The 17,569-nt window shown below is 40.8% G+C and carries 11 protein-coding genes; 3 read left to right on the top strand and 8 right to left on the bottom strand.

The features are described from left to right. Positions 1-71: 71 nt before the first annotated feature. From ACFJIZ_RS21250 to ACFJIZ_RS21240, 3 genes are all read left to right on the top strand, one after another. Positions 72-3,005 (top strand): insulinase family protein, encoded by a 2,934-nt coding sequence (locus ACFJIZ_RS21250; RefSeq protein WP_379088797.1) that lies wholly within the window; start codon positions 72-74, stop codon positions 3,003-3,005. A gap of 149 nt (positions 3,006-3,154) precedes the next feature. Next, on the top strand, positions 3,155-4,876 hold the full coding sequence (locus tag ACFJIZ_RS21245) for a hypothetical protein (protein ID WP_379088794.1): 1,722 nt from the start codon (positions 3,155-3,157) through the stop codon (positions 4,874-4,876). Positions 4,877-4,896: 20 nt separating this feature from the next. After that, positions 4,897-5,553 carry a hypothetical protein gene (locus ACFJIZ_RS21240; protein WP_379088791.1) on the top strand — a complete coding sequence of 219 codons (657 nt, stop codon included), beginning with the start codon at positions 4,897-4,899 and terminating at the stop codon, positions 5,551-5,553. A gap of 55 nt (positions 5,554-5,608) precedes the next feature. Here the strand turns inward: ACFJIZ_RS21240 and ACFJIZ_RS21235 are convergent, their stop codons facing one another. The 8 genes from ACFJIZ_RS21235 to ACFJIZ_RS21200 all read right to left on the bottom strand — a co-directional run bounded on the left by ACFJIZ_RS21235 (position 5,609) and on the right by ACFJIZ_RS21200 (position 17,569). Continuing rightward, positions 5,609-8,308, bottom strand: coding sequence for a TonB-dependent receptor plug domain-containing protein (locus ACFJIZ_RS21235; protein WP_379088788.1), 2,700 nt, complete (start codon positions 8,306-8,308; stop codon positions 5,609-5,611). A gap of 492 nt (positions 8,309-8,800) precedes the next feature. Further along, positions 8,801-10,522: a hypothetical protein gene (locus tag ACFJIZ_RS21230; RefSeq protein ID WP_379088785.1), complete on the bottom strand. Its 1,722-nt coding sequence runs from the start codon at positions 10,520-10,522 to the stop codon at positions 8,801-8,803. Positions 10,523-10,556: 34 nt separating this feature from the next. Then, positions 10,557-11,849, bottom strand: a complete 1,293-nt coding sequence (locus ACFJIZ_RS21225) for an MFS transporter (RefSeq protein ID WP_379088782.1) — start codon at positions 11,847-11,849, stop codon at positions 10,557-10,559. Then, complete coding sequence (locus ACFJIZ_RS21220; protein ID WP_379088779.1) at positions 11,839-12,582, bottom strand: glycoside hydrolase family 130 protein; 744 nt, start codon at positions 12,580-12,582, stop codon at positions 11,839-11,841. The genes ACFJIZ_RS21225 and ACFJIZ_RS21220 overlap by 11 nt, the downstream gene beginning before the upstream one ends. Positions 12,583-12,650: 68 nt before the next feature. Further along, a complete protein-coding gene (locus ACFJIZ_RS21215; RefSeq protein WP_379088777.1) occupies positions 12,651-12,899 on the bottom strand; it encodes a hypothetical protein in 249 nt (82 codons plus the stop codon). A gap of 95 nt (positions 12,900-12,994) precedes the next feature. After that, positions 12,995-14,473 carry a RagB/SusD family nutrient uptake outer membrane protein gene (locus ACFJIZ_RS21210; protein WP_379088774.1) on the bottom strand — a complete coding sequence of 493 codons (1,479 nt, stop codon included), beginning with the start codon at positions 14,471-14,473 and terminating at the stop codon, positions 12,995-12,997. A gap of 23 nt (positions 14,474-14,496) precedes the next feature. Beyond that, a complete protein-coding gene (locus ACFJIZ_RS21205; protein WP_379088771.1) occupies positions 14,497-16,629 on the bottom strand; it encodes a SusC/RagA family TonB-linked outer membrane protein in 2,133 nt (710 codons plus the stop codon). Next, positions 16,616-17,569, bottom strand: coding sequence for a TonB-dependent receptor plug domain-containing protein (locus ACFJIZ_RS21200; protein ID WP_379088768.1), 954 nt, complete (start codon positions 17,567-17,569; stop codon positions 16,616-16,618). The genes ACFJIZ_RS21205 and ACFJIZ_RS21200 overlap by 14 nt, the downstream gene beginning before the upstream one ends.

Genomic DNA, 17,569 nt, shown 5'->3' with positions numbered 1-17,569 from the left:
CTCATAACTTATTATAGGTGAAACTACTATCCCTTCAACTAGCTTCATCACCACTAAAACCATATAAATCAATGAAAAACAAATTACTATTGTTTGTCTGTCTATTAGTTACAGGATCAAACTTATTTGCTCAATCTACCTATCAGTGGAAAACAGCAACAGCTGGGGGTTACACCTACAAGTATGTAACCAACGACCCATCGAAAACACGTTTTTACACGCTTAAAAATGGGTTGACTGTAATCCTATCACCTAACACAAAAGAACCGAACATCGAATTCCGTATGAGCGTTAGAGCGGGAAGTAATACAGACCCTAAAAATGCAACGGGTTTAGCGCATTACCTGGAGCACCTTTTGTTTAAGGGAACCGACAAATTTGGTACGGCCAATTGGGCAAAAGAAAAACCTTATTTAGATAAGATTGATGCTCTTTACGAAAAGTACAACAAAACAACCGATCCGGCGCAGCGCAAAGAGATCTATAAAGAGATTGACAAAACTTCAGGCGAAGCTTCTAATTTCTCTATCGCGAATGAGTATGATAAAATGATTGCTGGTATTGGCGGCAATTCTTCTAATGCCCATACTTGGTACGAAGAGACGGTATACAACGAAGATTTTCCTTCAAACTCTGTAGACAAGTTTTTGGCTATACAAGGAGAGCGTTTCCGTAAGCCAATCTTCCGTATTTTCCATACAGAACTAGAGGCGGTTTATGAAGAAAAAAATCGTGGATTGGATAATGATGGCAATAAATTGGACGAGGCAATGTCTGCATTGCTTTTCCCAACACATAATTATGGTCAACAGACTACCATTGGTACCATAGAGCACTTGAAAAACCCATCGTTATTAGAGATCAGAAAATATTACAACAAGTATTACGTGCCAAATAACATGGCGGCTATTTTCACAGGTGATTTCAATCCTGATGAGATGATCAAAAAGGTTGACAAAACCTTCAGTTATATGGTTCCAAAGCCAGTTACACTTTACAATCCTGCTCCAGAGAAACCATTGACCAAGATCCAACAGGTTGATGTGTATGGACCAAGTGCTGAAATGGTAGACATCTATTACCGTGGTTATGCAGAAAACTCTCCACAAAGTTTGATGTTAAACCTGATCCGCAGCATCTTGACCAATGGTAAAGCTGGTTTGATCGACATTAACCTTAACAAACAACAAAAAACGTTGAGAGCTAGTGCGGGTTACCAACAGATGAAAGATTATGGTGTGTTCAACCTAACGGCACAACCAAAACAGGGACAGACCTTAGAGCAAGCCTCTAAATTGTTATTGGAGCAGATCGACCTGCTGAAACAAGGTGCTTTTGATGATGAGCTTTTAAAAGCAATCGTGGCCAACCAGAAATTAGGTTTCTTGCAGGCTTTTGACAGCAATGGTAACAGAGCTGAAAGTCTATCTACTGAATTTGTATTGAACAGAGGTACCAAATGGGACAAAAGCTTAGGCGACATTGAGGCTACCGCTAAAATTACCAAAGCACAGGTTGTTGCCTTTGCCAAAGAATTTTTCAAAGACAATTATGTGATTGGTTTTAAACATAAAGGTGAAGATAAAAATGTGATGAAAGTTGAAAAACCGACCATTACGCCGATCAATGCCAATGCAAACCTGACCTCGCCATTTGTAAAAAGTGTGATTGATGCACCTGTAAAACCAATTGCGCCTAAATTTTTAGATTACCAAAAAGATATCGCTTTTGGTAAAGTTGGTATTGCGGAAGTATTGGCTACTAAAAACAACGACAACAGTATCTTCAGGATGAGCTATAGGTTTAACCTAGGCTCGAACAACTATAAGTTATTGCCTTATGCCTCTTCTTATCTTCCTTATCTAAGTACTGATAAATATAGTGCGGAAGAAATCAGTAAGGCATTCTATAATATTGCCTGTACGTATAACCTAAGTGTTGGTGCTGAAATGGTAACGATCAACATCAGCGGTCTGCAAGAAAACTTTGACAAGGCCGTGAGTTTGGTAGAGCACATCTTTGCCAACGTTAAACCAAACGAAAAAGCGTTGACAGAATTGAAGAGCAGCATTTTAAAAACCCGCGAAAACAATAAGTTGAACAAAGGTCAGATGATGAATGCGTTGACTTCTTATGCGCAATATGGCAGTTTAAATCCATTCAACAATGTGTTGACCAATGAAGAAGTGAAGAACATCAAAGCGGAAGACCTGATCTACATTTTGCATAACCTGAATAATTACGAACACGTTATTACTTATTATGGTCCAAAAGATCTGGCTAGCTTTAGCGCAGATGTTAAAAAACAACATTTGTTACCTAAAGAGTTTACACCTGCGGCACCTGCAAAAGTGTACACCTACACTACGCAGGATGCAAACAAGGTATATTTTGCAAATTACGACATGGTACAATCAGAGATCCGTTGGTTAAGAAATACTGGAGTTTACAACAAAGCTGATGCGGCCGAGATTCAAGTATTCAACAACTACTTTGGTGGTGGTATGGGTTCTATCGTTTTCCAAACAATCAGGGAATCTAAAGCTTTGGCCTATTCTACTTTTGCAACTTATGTTTCTCCAGATAGGGCAGACAAACAGTACAACATGGTTGCCTATGTAGGTAGCCAGGCTGATAAGATGACGGATGCCGTAAACGGGATGAACGAATTGTTAAATGTATTGCCAAAAAGTGATAAATCTTTTGATGGTGCAAAAGCCAATGTATTGAATGGTTTAGAAACTACCCGTATTACAAAAGATGGTGTACTTTATGCTTATTTTGCGGATAAAAAATTAGGCTATGACCATGATTCGAGAATCGATCTTTACAAAGAGCTGAAACCGATCAATTTCGCAACCATCAAAAGCTTCCATGAGCAAAAAATTGCGAACAAGCCTTATACCTATCTGATCGTAGCTTCTGATAAAAAAGTAAAATTAGAAGATATGCAGAAATTTGGCGCGGTAACTACCTTAAGCCTAGAGCAGTTATTTGGTTACTAAATCCAATTCTGCTTTTAATTATAACTTATAAAAAAGCGGATCCAGAAACGGATCCGCTTTTTTGTTGAAACGGTTTTCATATCAACAACATTACGGAACAAGCTGTGATCCATATTTGGATTTGAACACTGATCTATTAACTTTATCAGATGCGCTTGTTTCTCTTTTGTATTTTATTGGGATTTTATACCGCTACTACTTTTGCACAAGACCCCTTGGCCGAAAAGATGGAATGGTATAAACAATCTAAAACCTTTGGCAGTCTGTTTGTACACTTTGACAAGAATGTATATGCCAACAATGAAACCATCTGGTTTACTGGCTATCTACTCAAATCTGGCATCAAAGACATCAACAAGCATAAAATCTTATCAGTTTCTCTGATCAGGGACATTGATAGCTCGGTGGTTGTCCAAGATCGATTTCTAATGCAAGACGGGATTTCTTTTGGCAATATGTTATTGCCCGATTCTTTGTTAACTGGCGATTACCATCTTTTGGGCCATACAGATATTACCATTAAAGGCAAACCAGAGGCTGTATTTTTTCAAGCTATTACCATTAAGACCAATATCGATCCTTCATTTAAAGCCAACATGAAGCTGATGGAATCGGCCAATGCCCAAAATGGCACTAACAAACTTTTACTTTCTGTAACTTCTAAAGAAGGGTCGTTCTTGCCGAAGCCCACAAAAGTAAGCTATCGATATGGCAATGTGTATCAAACCTCAAAAACTGATGCTTCTAGTCAATTGTTGATCAGTCTTCCACCGCAAAAGCAGCTGAAGGACCCCAATATCTATGTAAAACTGAACTACGGAAAAGACAGTACCTTCATTAACATGCCAATACCGCAACCAAAAGCCAAGGCCAGTGTAAAATTCTATCCCGAAGGAGGCAACATGATCAATGGGCTCTACTCAAAAATCGCTTGGGAAGCAAAGGATGAACAGGATAGACCGCTCTCTTTAAAGGCTTTTCTTTTTAAAGATGATCAAATAATAGACACTATTGAAACCAGCAGTTATGGCATTGGTAAATTTAAATTGGTAGCTGACCAAGCACATCAATATAGCGTAAAGTTGGTCCATTCTGGTTTGGCCGATAGCACCTTTATCCTACCCAAACCTATTGTTAAAGGATTGGTGATGGACATTTCAAATGCAATTGCTCAAGATACTTTAAGGATCAGTTTGTCCAGTAACAATACCCGCAATATCACCATTCGTGTACATAATTTTAGAGAGAGTTTTCTTTACATTCCATTTGACATGGAATACAATAAAAGAGTGATCAAAATACCACTTACAGAGGTACCAAAAGGATTGAATACCGTAACCATTACCGACAGTTTGGATAGACCCTTGGCCGAAAGGATGTTTTTTGCACACTATAACCCTAGTCAAAAAATTAAGCTGAGCACCGATCAAGCCGTTTACAAACAAAGAGAAAAAGTAGAGTTAAAACTCAATTTAACCGAAATGGAGGAACAAGCTGTGGTTTCTATAGCCTGTGTGCAAGACAATAGATTGGCCCTCAAAAAGATAACGGATATCGAAAGTTACACTTACCTCAACCAAGAACTGGGTTCCTTACCATTGAATGTAAAAGGTAATGCTTATGCCGACAAAGAATACATGGAGCAAATCTTATTGGTAAAAGGGTGGAGAAGATATACTTGGCCAGACCTACAATCGGCTACGGACAAAGCTATACCACAGGATATGGACAGCCTTAAAATCAAAGGGCAGGTTAACCGGAACAAAAAAGAATTGGGAAAAGAAATGACCGTGGGCACTATGGGAGGCAATTCAATTGAATTGATCCTACGGCAAACAAGGGGAGCTTTGACATCCAAAACGAACAATTGATTGCTGATGCTGGTAAAAAGATGTTTTTGTTTGTCAATGACAAAAACAAGCTCGCTTATGAGATCAATATTAACGACCCTTATCTCAAAGTAGCTGAACAAGAGGCAAAAAAATTATTGACTGAAGCCTCAATCTCTCCTTCTACATTATTGAACAACTCGGAACTGGTCATCAAAGGAGACGAAAAGACTATCCGTTTAAAAGAGATTGTTGTGACGAATAAAAAAGACAATAGTTTCAACTTTACTCAAGGCTTGCAGGGCTCAAATGCTTGTGGAGATTATGTTTGTCGTTACAATATCTTAAACTGTCCAAACCATGTTGGTGATCCTTCAAATACGCAACCCATTGCGGGAAAAACGTATGCGAGCGGTGGGAGATCTGTTTTCTATGCAGGATGTACAACTGTTTCTCCTGAAGAAAAACAATTTCTTTATCCTATCAATGGCATACACCTTCATAAAGAGTTTTATCTAAATGATTACAAAGAACCATTAGAACCGGCTTTCTTTTCAACCCTCTATTGGAACTATGCCACCCTACTCCAAACAGGCAAAGAAGCCACACTCAGTTTCTACACGAGTGATATCAAAGGAAAGTTTAGGGTTGTTGTTCAGGGTGTTTCTAACAAAGGAGTGGTATATGCTGATCAGTTCTTTGAAGTAAAAGGCAACTAAAGGCTAATTGATTTAGCGGACACTTCTTTTAGAAGTATCCGCTGATTGTTAGGGGTCAATTGACTTGGTATTTAAATACTTGTCTGGCCAAATTACCTTTATCGTCTACACCTTCTACCACTATTCTATAGGTACCAATCTGATCAGAATTGCTGAAGCTTAAGTTCAACTTTCCATCAGCTCCCGCGGTTAGGCTTGGATTCCAATAAACAAGCGGTCTTAGATCTAGCTGTTGTTCTGTTCCTGGCTCATGTTTAGGCACATAAAACTGTCTGGCTACCTGATAACCTTTTGGAGTATAGGTGATCTTCGAATCAATCTCACTTACCGTTACTGGAACACGTTTCCTTACGCCTCTTTTGGTGGTAATGATAATTACACCCGAACCACCAGAAACGCCATAGATTACCAGATTGTTCGCTGACCTCAATACTTCTATTGATTCTACATCACCTGCATTGATCAGGTCGATATTGTAATCTCTACTCAATGCCAATCCATCTAAAATGATGCTCATGGGTTGTGCGCTGCCCATTGTGGCAAACTTGGCCTGGATAGAATAGACCGAGCCATTTGATACATAAATACCCATTACCTTTGCCAAGGCCTGAGATAAGGTTACAGAAGTAGAAAGTTCGTCTTCTGTAACCACTGCATCTGCAGAACCCGGACCATTTAGATTGGCCGAATATTCAGGCACCTTTTTCTTTGTGCTGGTCGACTTTACTTCTATTTGTTTAAGCATGATCGTACGACTGAGCAGGCCACGTTTACCAAGGTCTTCGAAATAGCTTTCGCCATTATCAATATAGTCTTTCAACGCACCATTGATATCTGTCTCAAAATCGCCAATATTACGGTTCGCTGTTACCACCTGATCAGGTACAATGTCCAATTTTAGCTTTAAGCTCTTTTGTTTCTTCGCATTGCTGCCTTGTAAGGTAAAACGCGTACTATCGTTGTAGTCCATTTCATCAAAAAGAAATTTCCCCTGTGCGTCGGTCTGCACTGCATTAGAGAACAGGCCATTGGTAGAAGAGAAGATGGATACCTTACCATCTACAGTCGGTACCCCTTTTCTATCGGTCAATATACCACTGATCTTTAGGTTCTTTTCAGCTGGAAAAGGAATGGTTGGCAACTGGTCTTTCGCTAATGCGGCCCAGTCTATTTTCCGCCAACCTTGCGTTAACATCAGGTTTTCCAGCTCGGCACGGGTTTTTGCACTATTATCTAGAAAATAATGATTTGGCTTTTCGATATAGCCTTTCAGCTCTGAAGAGAGCAATAAGCTTGTTAGGATATTACTTTCGTTGTCCAGATCAGGGGTAATGATCGATTCGTTGGTTACTGCCACCGAAAAACTACCTTTGGTATCCATTCCGGCTACAGATAGGCCAAGGTTCATATCTGCACGCTTGGCATAGCTTGGCTTAAGACCTGGTGCCTCGACCCTAAGTTGGGTAGCAGGATTTTGTATAAAGGCAATGCGCTCCGCAACCGGAACACCATCAGCCGTAAACAGGGTAAAGGTTACCACACCCGAAGGTAGGGTCTGTTTTGGTACGCTTAGGTTAACCAGGATCTTTGCTGCCACTTTTGTTTCCAAACAAACATTACCGTTCTGTTGGGCAATCAAACGCAATTCGCCTTTGGCCACCAATCCTTCGCTCCTCATCACCTTTACCAACATCTTGGCACTGTCTGTATTGTTGATGTTCAAGATATAACCACTGGCTGTGGCAGCTGGTAGGTCTATCAATCTGTTCGTTCCGTTTTTGAACTGCACCTTCGCTTTGTAGGTTTTGCCCAACATCGGGTTCAGCGAAAAACTGCCCATACCCAGATAGGTCGTTTTGAAAGTAGTGATCTCAGTACCATCACCATCTATGATCGTTCCGCTCACATCTTCGCCACGTCCCTCAGCATTCACCGCCTTGATTCCAATCCGGTTAGGCAGGTCTTGTACCAAACTACCGCCTTCGGGCAAAAATTGTACATCAACGCTCGCTGGCGATGTTCTGATCGATATCACCTTGGTTACTTTTTGTTTGTTGGCTAAGGTGAGGGTGGCAATTACCTTAGCCATTTTGGCTACATCCGTTTTGCCCGGCACAATCGGTATGCTAATATTTCCATTGGCATCTGTAGTGGCCTTTGCATTGGTACTGATCCCGTTTTCCAACACCACTTGGTAATTGACCGTATTGCCTGTAAAGGGTTTACCAGACTGGTCGGCGAAATTAATGATGTTTTGGGCTTCTTGTCCGCTTTGATAAGTAGTCTTTGTAACCACCCGATCAGGGGCCGTATTCACGATCTTAATGGTTTTATCGAAAAAGAAATCGGGACCAGCATTCCTCATCCATTGCGTGTAAGCACGGATCCGATAATTGCCCTCGGCAAGGCCGTCGGCCAATTTGAAGTCGCCCCACGAAATCCCTTCGTGCATTGGTAGTACGGCCTGTCGTACCACTATATTCTGCTCGCTGATCAATTCTACATAAAGGATGTTGCTAATTGTGCTTGGCATATTGGTCCGGCTATCTACTACATAAGCTTTGAACCAGATATCATCGCCAACGGCATAATAAGGTCTATCCAGATGTAGATGTACCTTCTCTTGTGGGTATTTCTTTGCAAATTCTTCGAGCTTTTTCAGCAGTGCCGTAAAGGGATCGTCCCTAAGGGTAAAAGCTGATAGGCCAAATAACCCTGTGAGAACAAGGCTGAATAGGAGGAGTCGTTTTTTCATTAGATTAAAAATTGTGTCCCAAATTACTAAAAAGCGAGGTGGTTGGATGGGTATGTTATTAATTTTAACGTTTTTTCACAAATCTTATTTGTCGTCTAACAGATCTACACATTTTGCGCCCAGTGTTTTCAATCTGGCATCGAGTTTAACCAAAACATCAGTATCCTTTATGCTTTTATAGAGGTTGATGATATAGGTCAATGTTTCATCATCTGGAGCGCAGGCCTGGTATTTCTCTAAATGTGGCAGTGCTTTTGATACCCATTGTTTATAAACTTCGAAAGCTTTAGGGACATATGAAATATTATTTCCGGTATATCATCTTATATTTCTTCCTTGCTATATTCCTACGCAAAGATTGCATTAAGCCTTTATAACCCTACAATGAAGTATTGTAACCTACAATAGCTATAGGATGTACTGATCAAGATTGACCCTAACAAAAAATGCACCGCCTAAGCGATGCATCTAACCAAAATATAGCAAGTAACATTATTTTACCTGATTGTAATCTATCATAATTCCATTCGCAGACAATCCATTTTTCCCTTTGACCAGTTTACTACCAGCTGTAGTTTCGATCATCAACACGGATGCATTTTTAGCTATGGTGATGTTCTTTGTTGCAATTACGTTTCTAGCAATGAACTTTTGCGATACGGCATCGTAAAGGTCAACGGCTTTTTTACTTTTAACCTTATAACCCACTACTTTACTTGCGGGGTAAGGGTTATAGAGCAGGTAGGTTGGATAGGCTTTGTTTCTATAAAAGTCTGTAGCCAGTACATCTAGCTTTAAGATTCCCTCGATATTTGTTTTTTCTACAATGCTACCGAAAATCCCAACATGACCACTGCCATATACACTAAACTGACTAACCGCGGGGTTTTTACCTGGCACCCATTTTGGTCCATCGCCTTGGGCAACAGGTGCTTTTAGGTCTTTGTACAAGGTATCAAATGTTGAGCTTTTGGCAATCCCTTCGTAGGCGATTACTCCTTTGGTAACCGCAGCAAACTGGGGAATGGTCTGGTGTTCTTTCGGCATATATTGTGGGTAGAACAACCTTGAGGCATTCACTGCATTCAACATCCATTTGCCAATGGCATTTGCATAGGCTGGTTGATACCTTACCATAGGTACCATAGGCCAGGCCATGTCAAAAGTATTCATTAAAAAACCATAGCCTTCGTGGTCTACCGTACTGCCAACAATTCCAGAAATATCATAGCCATTCCATTTGCCAGTTAATACGCCCCAACCCTCTCTGCAAACTGCAGTTCCGTCAAATGTCCAGCCCAACAGTTTGTGTACATCAAAATTGGTTCCCTCTTCTACATTCATTCTTGCTGCAAGGTAAGCACCAAATGGCATCAGCAATTCGTAGGTTGGGTTTATGGTATTGCTTTCTAAGGCATTCATGGCGCTGATGGCCCCTTTTAAATAGCGCTTGTCGCCAAACTTTTTATAGGCTGCATATAAAACCCAGGCATGACCAGCCGCAGCATCTTGTTGCATGCAGATCTGGTTTTTCATCGGTTTCATTTGCCCATAGTCAAAGTAAGAATAATTGTAGTTGCCATTTAGGATCGAATCTGCCTTATAGAATTTTTCGGCGATGCTCTTGGCGATCCAATCGAAATCTTTCTGTTTTGGATATTTCTCATAGATTGCATAAAACAACACATTTGGATAAACATCATACCACCAATCCCTTCCATAACCACCACCCAATAAAGCTACTTCTGGTGCAGTATTGTTCATCATGATGTTCCATTTGGTATCTCTGTTAAAATAGTTCTTCAGCATGGCTGTAAAGTCCATTCCATTTTGGTTGCTCTTGTCTATCCCTACTAAACTGGCACCCAACACCGCACCCATATTGGCCAAAGCTTCGTGGAACATCCCCTTGTTGTGTTGCAGACCCTGCCTTACATCGCCAACCGCTGTATACATACCCATTACAGGTTGTTTAAAGTTATTGTTGTTGTTTTCCATCCATACCATAGGCCAATATTCGCCCTTGGCCTTAAAATCATAAATGGTCTTGTCAAACTGTTTGCTCAGTTGTTTCCAATCAATGATCTGGAGTGGCTGTGGCAAGTCGGCCATTTCGTCTACCCGGCTGAGGTTGAGCTGCTTAACCTGTGCTTGTGCAACACCAAAAGAAAGTGCAAAAAAAAGTAAGAGGAAGGTGCTAAATCTATGTTTCATCTGTTTAATTTATTTAATTCGCTGAGGCCTTTATCTAATCTGTAAGTGGTAAACCAATAACCGGTTCTTCGTTATTTAAAATTGGGGCATCGTCTATATTTTCTATTTTCCCTTGTTTGATAATGTCTTTGGCTACCCAATATGAAGCCAATTGTAAAATGGCTACAATAATGATGGCATAGCGCAAAGCGATCTCTACCGAGAAACAATAGGCCAATACCAAAAAGGTTCCTGCACCAGTTAAACGTCCAATATACAAACCTGCCTCGTGATTTAAGATATAGGCAAACTCACTTCTCTTCTCTTTTTTGGTCAGGATGTCTATTACACTGAATTGGATCGGGAAATAAGCCAGATCCAACAATGGTTTGGCCAACAACAAGAACAGCATAAACAAGATCACGCCAGTACTGTTGTACAATACGCCATTGATTACGGCCGCGATGGCGAAAAGCACCAAACCTGTACCAAAAACATATAAACGGTGTTTTGGGGTAGTGTTACGCCCAATGATATACATCACTACCGCAGCAATAATGGCACCTACAGATTGTGCAGTACCTAAGGCTCCCTCTTTGCCTACCAACAACATGATCAACATGGCTGGTGCAGTAACCAAAAAGCCTTGTACCAAGCCTTTTAAAGTGGCTAATCTTAACAGTTTGTACCAATAAGGATCGAATTTGAAATAGACAAACTTTTTCTCTGTAGGATTGGTAAAATTACCCCTGAAACACATGACCGACGCCAAAATGGTAATGACAATAACCAAACCTGTTACTACTTTATAAGCCATGTTTACATCGCCAGTTTTTGAAGAAAGCTCGATGAACCATCCGATCAAAAAGGGAATAACAACGGCAATGATGGTATAAAAAAAGGTTTCTAATCCATAATAATAGTTTCTGTTTTCGTCATTGGTAATGGCCAAGGCCAAAAAATCGCGGTTTGCCCAATAAAAGCCAAAAGACATGCCCATGATCAGACCAGCAATACCAATACCCATGGTATCTAGTGTGGTTAGCGACATCATGATCATCATCGAAACACCACTTAACATCATCCCTAATGAATATAGTGTTTTGATGGAGAAGGTACGCAAGAGGTAGCCATTGATGAAAAAGGTAATCGGTATACCTGTATAAATGGTCAATTGATAGACCACCACTTTTACAGGATCATTTGAGCTGCGCATGACATAGGCTGCTACAAAAATATCTATAACGGGTAGTACAATGCTATAAATTAGATTGGTTAATGTTAACACCCTAAAGTTATACGACTGACTTTTAAAATGGGCTATTTCTGTTTTAAGTTTATGTAGCATGGTTATATTTTAAATGAGCTAAAATATGCTGGATTGAAAATTTGGCGGCACATACAAACTCATCGGCTGCACCGTAATAGATGGTAAGTTCATCGCCGTTAACCAGATGTCCATTGGTAAAAACTACATGGCCAAAAAATCCACTTAATTCGTAATCTGCTTCTGGTTGCATAATAGGTTCATCGGTTTGTGCGATTACTTTTGAGGGGTCGTTCAGGTCCATTAAAAAAGCACCTAAACAATATTGATGGTCTGCATTTGCACCATGGTATATCTCTAACCAGCCCTCTGCCGTTTTGATCGGTGCTGCTCCGGCGCCTACGCGTTTGCTGTCCCATTTGTTTTTGCGGGTTTTGATCAAACATTTATGGTTGCCCCAATGGATGCCATCTGGCGATTCGGCCAACCAAATGTAATTACCGCCCAGACTTACACTACTTGGCCTATGCAGGGCATAATATTTACCATTGATGCGTTCTTCGAATATGGCACAATCTTTATTGTGCGGCGGGATCATCATTCCTTGTTTTTCAAAGGTCTTCCAATCTTTTGTGGTCCGCATACCTACACCCACCCCATGTCCAGATACTGCCGTAAAAGTTAAATGATAAGTCCCTTCGATCAGCACCACCCTGCAGTCTTCTATTCCAAAGGCTTCATCCTCTCCTTCTCCTTGTAACAATGGGTAGCCCTCTGGCTGATGAAAATGGATACCATCATCGCTACAGACCAAACGCAGGTGCGAAAGTGTAGTCAGGTAATCGGCCCCTTTATAATTGATTACTCTTGGATCTGTGGCAATTAGATCGGATGATTCTCTTGAATCTCGATCATCTCAATCCCCCCCTCCTTAAGTACCGGAAAAGAAATTACCCCAGGTTTTTGCTGTGGGCGTTCGGCCACCCTGATCAACAACCAGGTTTTATTTTGAAAGGTAAATACCCCTGGGTTTAATAGGCAGGCAATTTCTAAACCTGCCCTACTCGGCTGTAGGTCTTTTGGTGCCAATATGGGGTTCTGAACAAAACGTTCTGCGATAGCTGTAGTCATATATTATAGAATAGGATTGCACGACCACAAAAAATGTGGCTCAATTTACAAATGGAAAAAGAGGTAACCAGACCAGTTGACCTGGTTACCAAAATTTAATATCCTGGATTTTGTGTCAAGGTTCCGGCAGATGCATCTATCTCTCCCTGAGGCAATGGATACAGGTTATGCTTGTCTTGGAAGTTTTTACCTTTTGCCGTTAACACAGCTTTGGCAATACCCCATCTTTTCAGATCCAACATTCTCTGCGATTCGAAACCCAATTCTACTCTTCTCTCCGCAATCAGCCAATTTTTTACGGTGGCTTTATCGGTTGAGGCCGGACGATCTGGTAAGGTACCAGCTGGGACTACAGAACCATCGGCAGTGGCCGAAGTTCTGGCTCTTGCCCTGATCAGGTTGATGATCGAAATCGCTTCTGGGTAAGTTCCTTTTTCGATATAGGCTTCAGCTTTCCATAACAAAACATCAGCAAATCTGATATAGATTTTGTTGTTTGGTGCATCGTCATTGCCTTTATTTGCACCATTTAAACTACCTAAGATCTTATTCAGGTTCTGATTGGTTACGTCAACCGTCAATAATTTTCTTGGATCGTTGGGTTCAAAAGCATTCAAGAAATCTGTACTTGGTGCAAAAAAGCCCCAGCCCAATGGTGCACAGATTCCGTTTCCATTTCTAGGATTGGTATTACTCTGATGATCGTAGGCAAAAATCACTTCATTGTCTGTAAACTCAGAGTTGAAGCTGTCAAAGTAATTGGCATTTAGGCTATAAAAATTCAAGTTCTGTAGTTCAGTAACCAAAGTAATCACATCGTCCCATTTTTGCGTATACAAAGCAGCTTTGGCTTGTAGGGCAATTACTGCACCTTTAGATACTCTCCATTTTTCTGTGGTAGAGCTGAATTTCGAATTTGGCATTAAGGTTTTTGCCGTTGCCAGGACCGCTTTGATCTTATCGAAAACCGTAGCCTTACTTGCCCTAACGGCAACATCAAATGCTTCTTGATAGGTTTTTACGGGTTTTAAGATCAAAGGCACATCACCAAAGTTGGTGACCAACGAAAAATAATAATAAGACCTTAAGAAATAGGCTTCGCCCAATAACTGGTTTTTCCTTGCAGGGGTGATGCCTGTAATGGCTTCAATATCCGATTTGGTCAATAATTCGATGGCAATATTCAATCTTTTGATGCCCTCATAATCGTATTTCCATAAACCATTTGGGCCACCATTGGTAGAGGTAAAAGTAAAGTTGTTGATATCGTCCATCCATGGTTGGTCGCCATCAGGGCTCCATTTTTTCTCTGCATCGTCTGAAGCGATATCTTGCAGCACAAGGTCATTCTGGAATACCAATCCTCCTCCCCAATCCCATTGCGCCAGAATATTAAGGCGGTTAGACAATAATTGATAAGAAGAATTGACAGAATTTTCTACCGTACTCAAGTTCGGCGTAGTATTCACCTGCTCGAGGGTGGTTAGGCCAACAGCCTCTGTAGTAAGTTGTTTTTCGCAACCAGCCAATGCTAAAAACACAAGCATCAGCGCCATTATTGATAATTTTTTCATAATGTTATTCTATTAATGGTTGTTTATAAAGTAAGTTTTAATCCAACAATAAATGCTTTTGATTGCGGATAAGTTCCTTTATCAATCAATGACGTAGACTCTGGGTCTAAGCCGGTATAATCTGTAATGGTAAATAGGTTTTGTCCGGAAGCATACACACGAACGTTTTTAAAGCCGATCTTTTGAACTTTGAAGGTATAACCCAATTCGATGTTCTTTAACCTTACATAAGACGCATCTTCTACAAAGACACTAGAAACATTGCCACCGCCGTTGTTGTTAAATGTAACGCGTGGTAGGGTGTTGCTGGTACCTTCTCCATGCCAGCTGTTCAACACAGAGGTCATCGAGTTAAACGGACGACTGTCGAAATTGATGATCTGTTTCAGGTCATTGTATCGATCTACGCCCTGTACACCTTGTACCAAGAAAGAGAAATCGAAATTTTTATAGGATGATGAAAAAGCCAATCCATAAGTCAATTTTGGAACGGGATTACCGATAAATGTTCTATCGTCTGCATTGATCTGTCCGTCACCATTTAAGTCTTTGAACCTGATATCGCCGGGTAAAGTACCATTGGGATTAGAGAACAAATGACTATTTACTTCTGCTGCATTTTGATAGATACCATCGAATACCAAGCCATAATAAGAGCTGATCGGCTGGCCAACTTCTGTTTTGGTATGGGTATAATCATCAGAAATATTCTTTACAAACTCTTGCAATTTATTTACCCTGTTGGTTAGGGTAGCCACATTGGCATTGATGTTATATTTAAACTGATGGTCGTTGTTCTGAAGGTTCAGGGCAAACTCAAAACCTTTGTTGCTCACTTCGCCAGCATTTACAAATGTTCTTTCAATTACACCTACTGCCACTGCTGGCAAGCCTACGGTCAATAGAATATCGTCTGTTTTTTTAACAAAGTATTCTGCTGAGAAAGAGAGCTTGTTTTTTAGGATGCCCATGTCTATCCCAAAATTGGTCTGTGTAACGGTTTCCCATTTGATATCTGGATTACCATATCTAACAATGTTCACTACCCCACCACTTTGTGATACCAAGGTTTCGTAGGCATTGTTCGGAATCTCTTGATTTCCAGCCTGGCCCCAACTTGCTCTTAATCTCAAGCTGCTCAACCAGTCTACATCCTTCATGAAGTTCTCGTTAGATACCAACCAACCTCCTGATACCGAAGGAAAGAAGCCCCATTTGTTATTTGGTCCGAAACGTGAAGAAGCATCGGCCCTTAAAGTACCAGTTACGAAATATTTACCATTGAAATCGTAGGTTCCGTTGGCAAAGAAAGACACCAAATTGAAACTGCTGGCCGAACCCGAATTGTATAGGTTGGCTGTATTGCCATAATCAAGGTATTGGAAAGCTGGAGTTGAATTGTTGAAATTCTGTCTGCTACCCCCAATTGCTGCAGATTTGCTAGAAATCGTCTCGGTACCCAACAATAGGTTTACATTGTGTTTTTGGTTAAAGGTTTTAAGGTAGTTTAAGGTATTGCTAAAAGTAAAGCTCATTACCTGGCCCCTGTTCTCGTCTAGGTTGTTGGGCTTGTTGTTTCTGCCCATTCCTGGATAAAGCTCGTCGGGGTTATTGTCGTTGTCATCGCCAAAGTTCTGTGCAAAGTTCTTGTTGTGCGAGAAACTGATATCTACACCTACGTTAGACCTGAATTTCAATGAATTGTCTGACAAAAATGAATATTCTCCATACAGATTTCCAAATGTTTGGAAGGTGTTTCTCTTGTCGTTGGTAAAATGTACAATGGCAATCGGGTTAGAACTGAACTCGAAATTTTTGTCCCAACCATTGTTGTTGCCTGTATAAAATGGCAAGTCCGTATACGGATTGTTGACCGAATAGGTTGGGTCGTTTACATTTTTGAATACGCCCAAAACTGGTGGTCTCAATAAAGCATGGCGGATTACTCCCGGTACATCACCACTCGAAGAAAGTTTGTCTTGTTTGGCATAGCTCAACTGAAGATTTGTACCCACTTTAAAACGCTCACTTACATTGGCGTTTACATTGGCCCTAAAGTTAAATCTTTCGTACACATCATGGTTTTCTACTACGATACCATCTTGTTTGTAGTAACCAGACGAAATCAGGTATTGTACATCTTTAGTAGTCTCCACTGGTAGAAAGTTGAAGGTTTTTAGAATGGCCTGTTTCAAACAATTCGTCCAACCAATCGGTATTGGCCAAATCTGTTCTGCTTCTGGCAGCTTGGTACGGACTAATTGCAGTAGCCGAGTTGCCTAAAGTATTGTGCCATGCCATATCCTTTACGGTAAGGTATTGGTCGGCATTGAGCATTTTAGGCAGATTGGTAGCTTGGTGGAAACCCGAAAAATATTCGATGTTGACATTGGCTTTACCTACCTGACCGCTATTGGTGGTAATTACCACTACCCCACTTGCCGCCCTAGAACCATAAATGGCACCCGCTGCAGCATCCTTTAAAACCGTCATCGATTTTACATCGGCTTGGTTAAGGAAAGAGATATCTCTTGTGGGTACACCGTCTATCACATAGAGTACGTCATTGTTGCCCAATGTACCTTCGCCTCTGATCCTTAACTTGATCCCATCGCCTGGGGCTCCTGTATTTGCCGCAACAAATACACCTGCTACCTGTCCTTGTAAGGCTTGCGCTACATCAACAATTCTCGTTTTGCTCAAATCGTTCATGTTTACGGTGGCGATCGAACCTGTGATCGAATTTTTCTTTTGCGAGGTATAACCTGTTACCACTACCTCATTTAAGGCCTGCGAACTAGACTTCAAGGCAACATCTATGTTGGCACCTGTGTAACTAATGGTTACGCTGGTATAGCCGATGTAACTAAAGGTTAGGCTTTGTGTGCCACTTTGCAGGATAAGGTTATATACCCCATTGGCATCTGTGGTGGTTTTATTTGAGGTGCCGGTCTGTGCTACTACAACACCTGGCAAAGGCAGATTGGTTTCGTCTGTAACCTTACCAGTCAGTTTTGTTTGCGCATAACCAGAAAAGCCGGTTATAACGAGTAACAACAAAACCAACGCTGCATAAATACGTTTGTTTTTTTTCAT

Source organism: Pedobacter sp. UC225_65, from assembly GCF_042698365.1.
Classification (GTDB): Bacteria; Bacteroidota; Bacteroidia; order Sphingobacteriales; family Sphingobacteriaceae; genus Pedobacter.
The sequence above is the reverse complement of the archived record's forward strand: the minus strand, read 5'-3'. Positions and strand labels throughout refer to the sequence as shown.

Coding starts and splice junctions, on each gene's coding strand:
- ACFJIZ_RS21215 (WP_379088777.1), bottom strand. CDS start 12,899: ATGACTACAGCTATCGCAGAACGTTTTGTTCAGAACCCCATATTGGCA.
- ACFJIZ_RS21235 (WP_379088788.1), bottom strand. CDS start 8,308: ATGAAAAAACGACTCCTCCTATTCAGCCTTGTTCTCACAGGGTTATTT.
- ACFJIZ_RS21250 (WP_379088797.1), top strand. CDS start 72: ATGAAAAACAAATTACTATTGTTTGTCTGTCTATTAGTTACAGGATCA.
- ACFJIZ_RS21230 (WP_379088785.1), bottom strand. CDS start 10,522: ATGAAACATAGATTTAGCACCTTCCTCTTACTTTTTTTTGCACTTTCT.
- ACFJIZ_RS21225 (WP_379088782.1), bottom strand. CDS start 11,849: ATGCTACATAAACTTAAAACAGAAATAGCCCATTTTAAAAGTCAGTCG.
- ACFJIZ_RS21210 (WP_379088774.1), bottom strand. CDS start 14,473: ATGAAAAAATTATCAATAATGGCGCTGATGCTTGTGTTTTTAGCATTG.
- ACFJIZ_RS21240 (WP_379088791.1), top strand. CDS start 4,897: ATGTTTTTGTTTGTCAATGACAAAAACAAGCTCGCTTATGAGATCAAT.
- ACFJIZ_RS21245 (WP_379088794.1), top strand. CDS start 3,155: ATGCGCTTGTTTCTCTTTTGTATTTTATTGGGATTTTATACCGCTACT.
- ACFJIZ_RS21200 (WP_379088768.1), bottom strand. CDS start 17,569: ATGAAAAAAAACAAACGTATTTATGCAGCGTTGGTTTTGTTGTTACTC.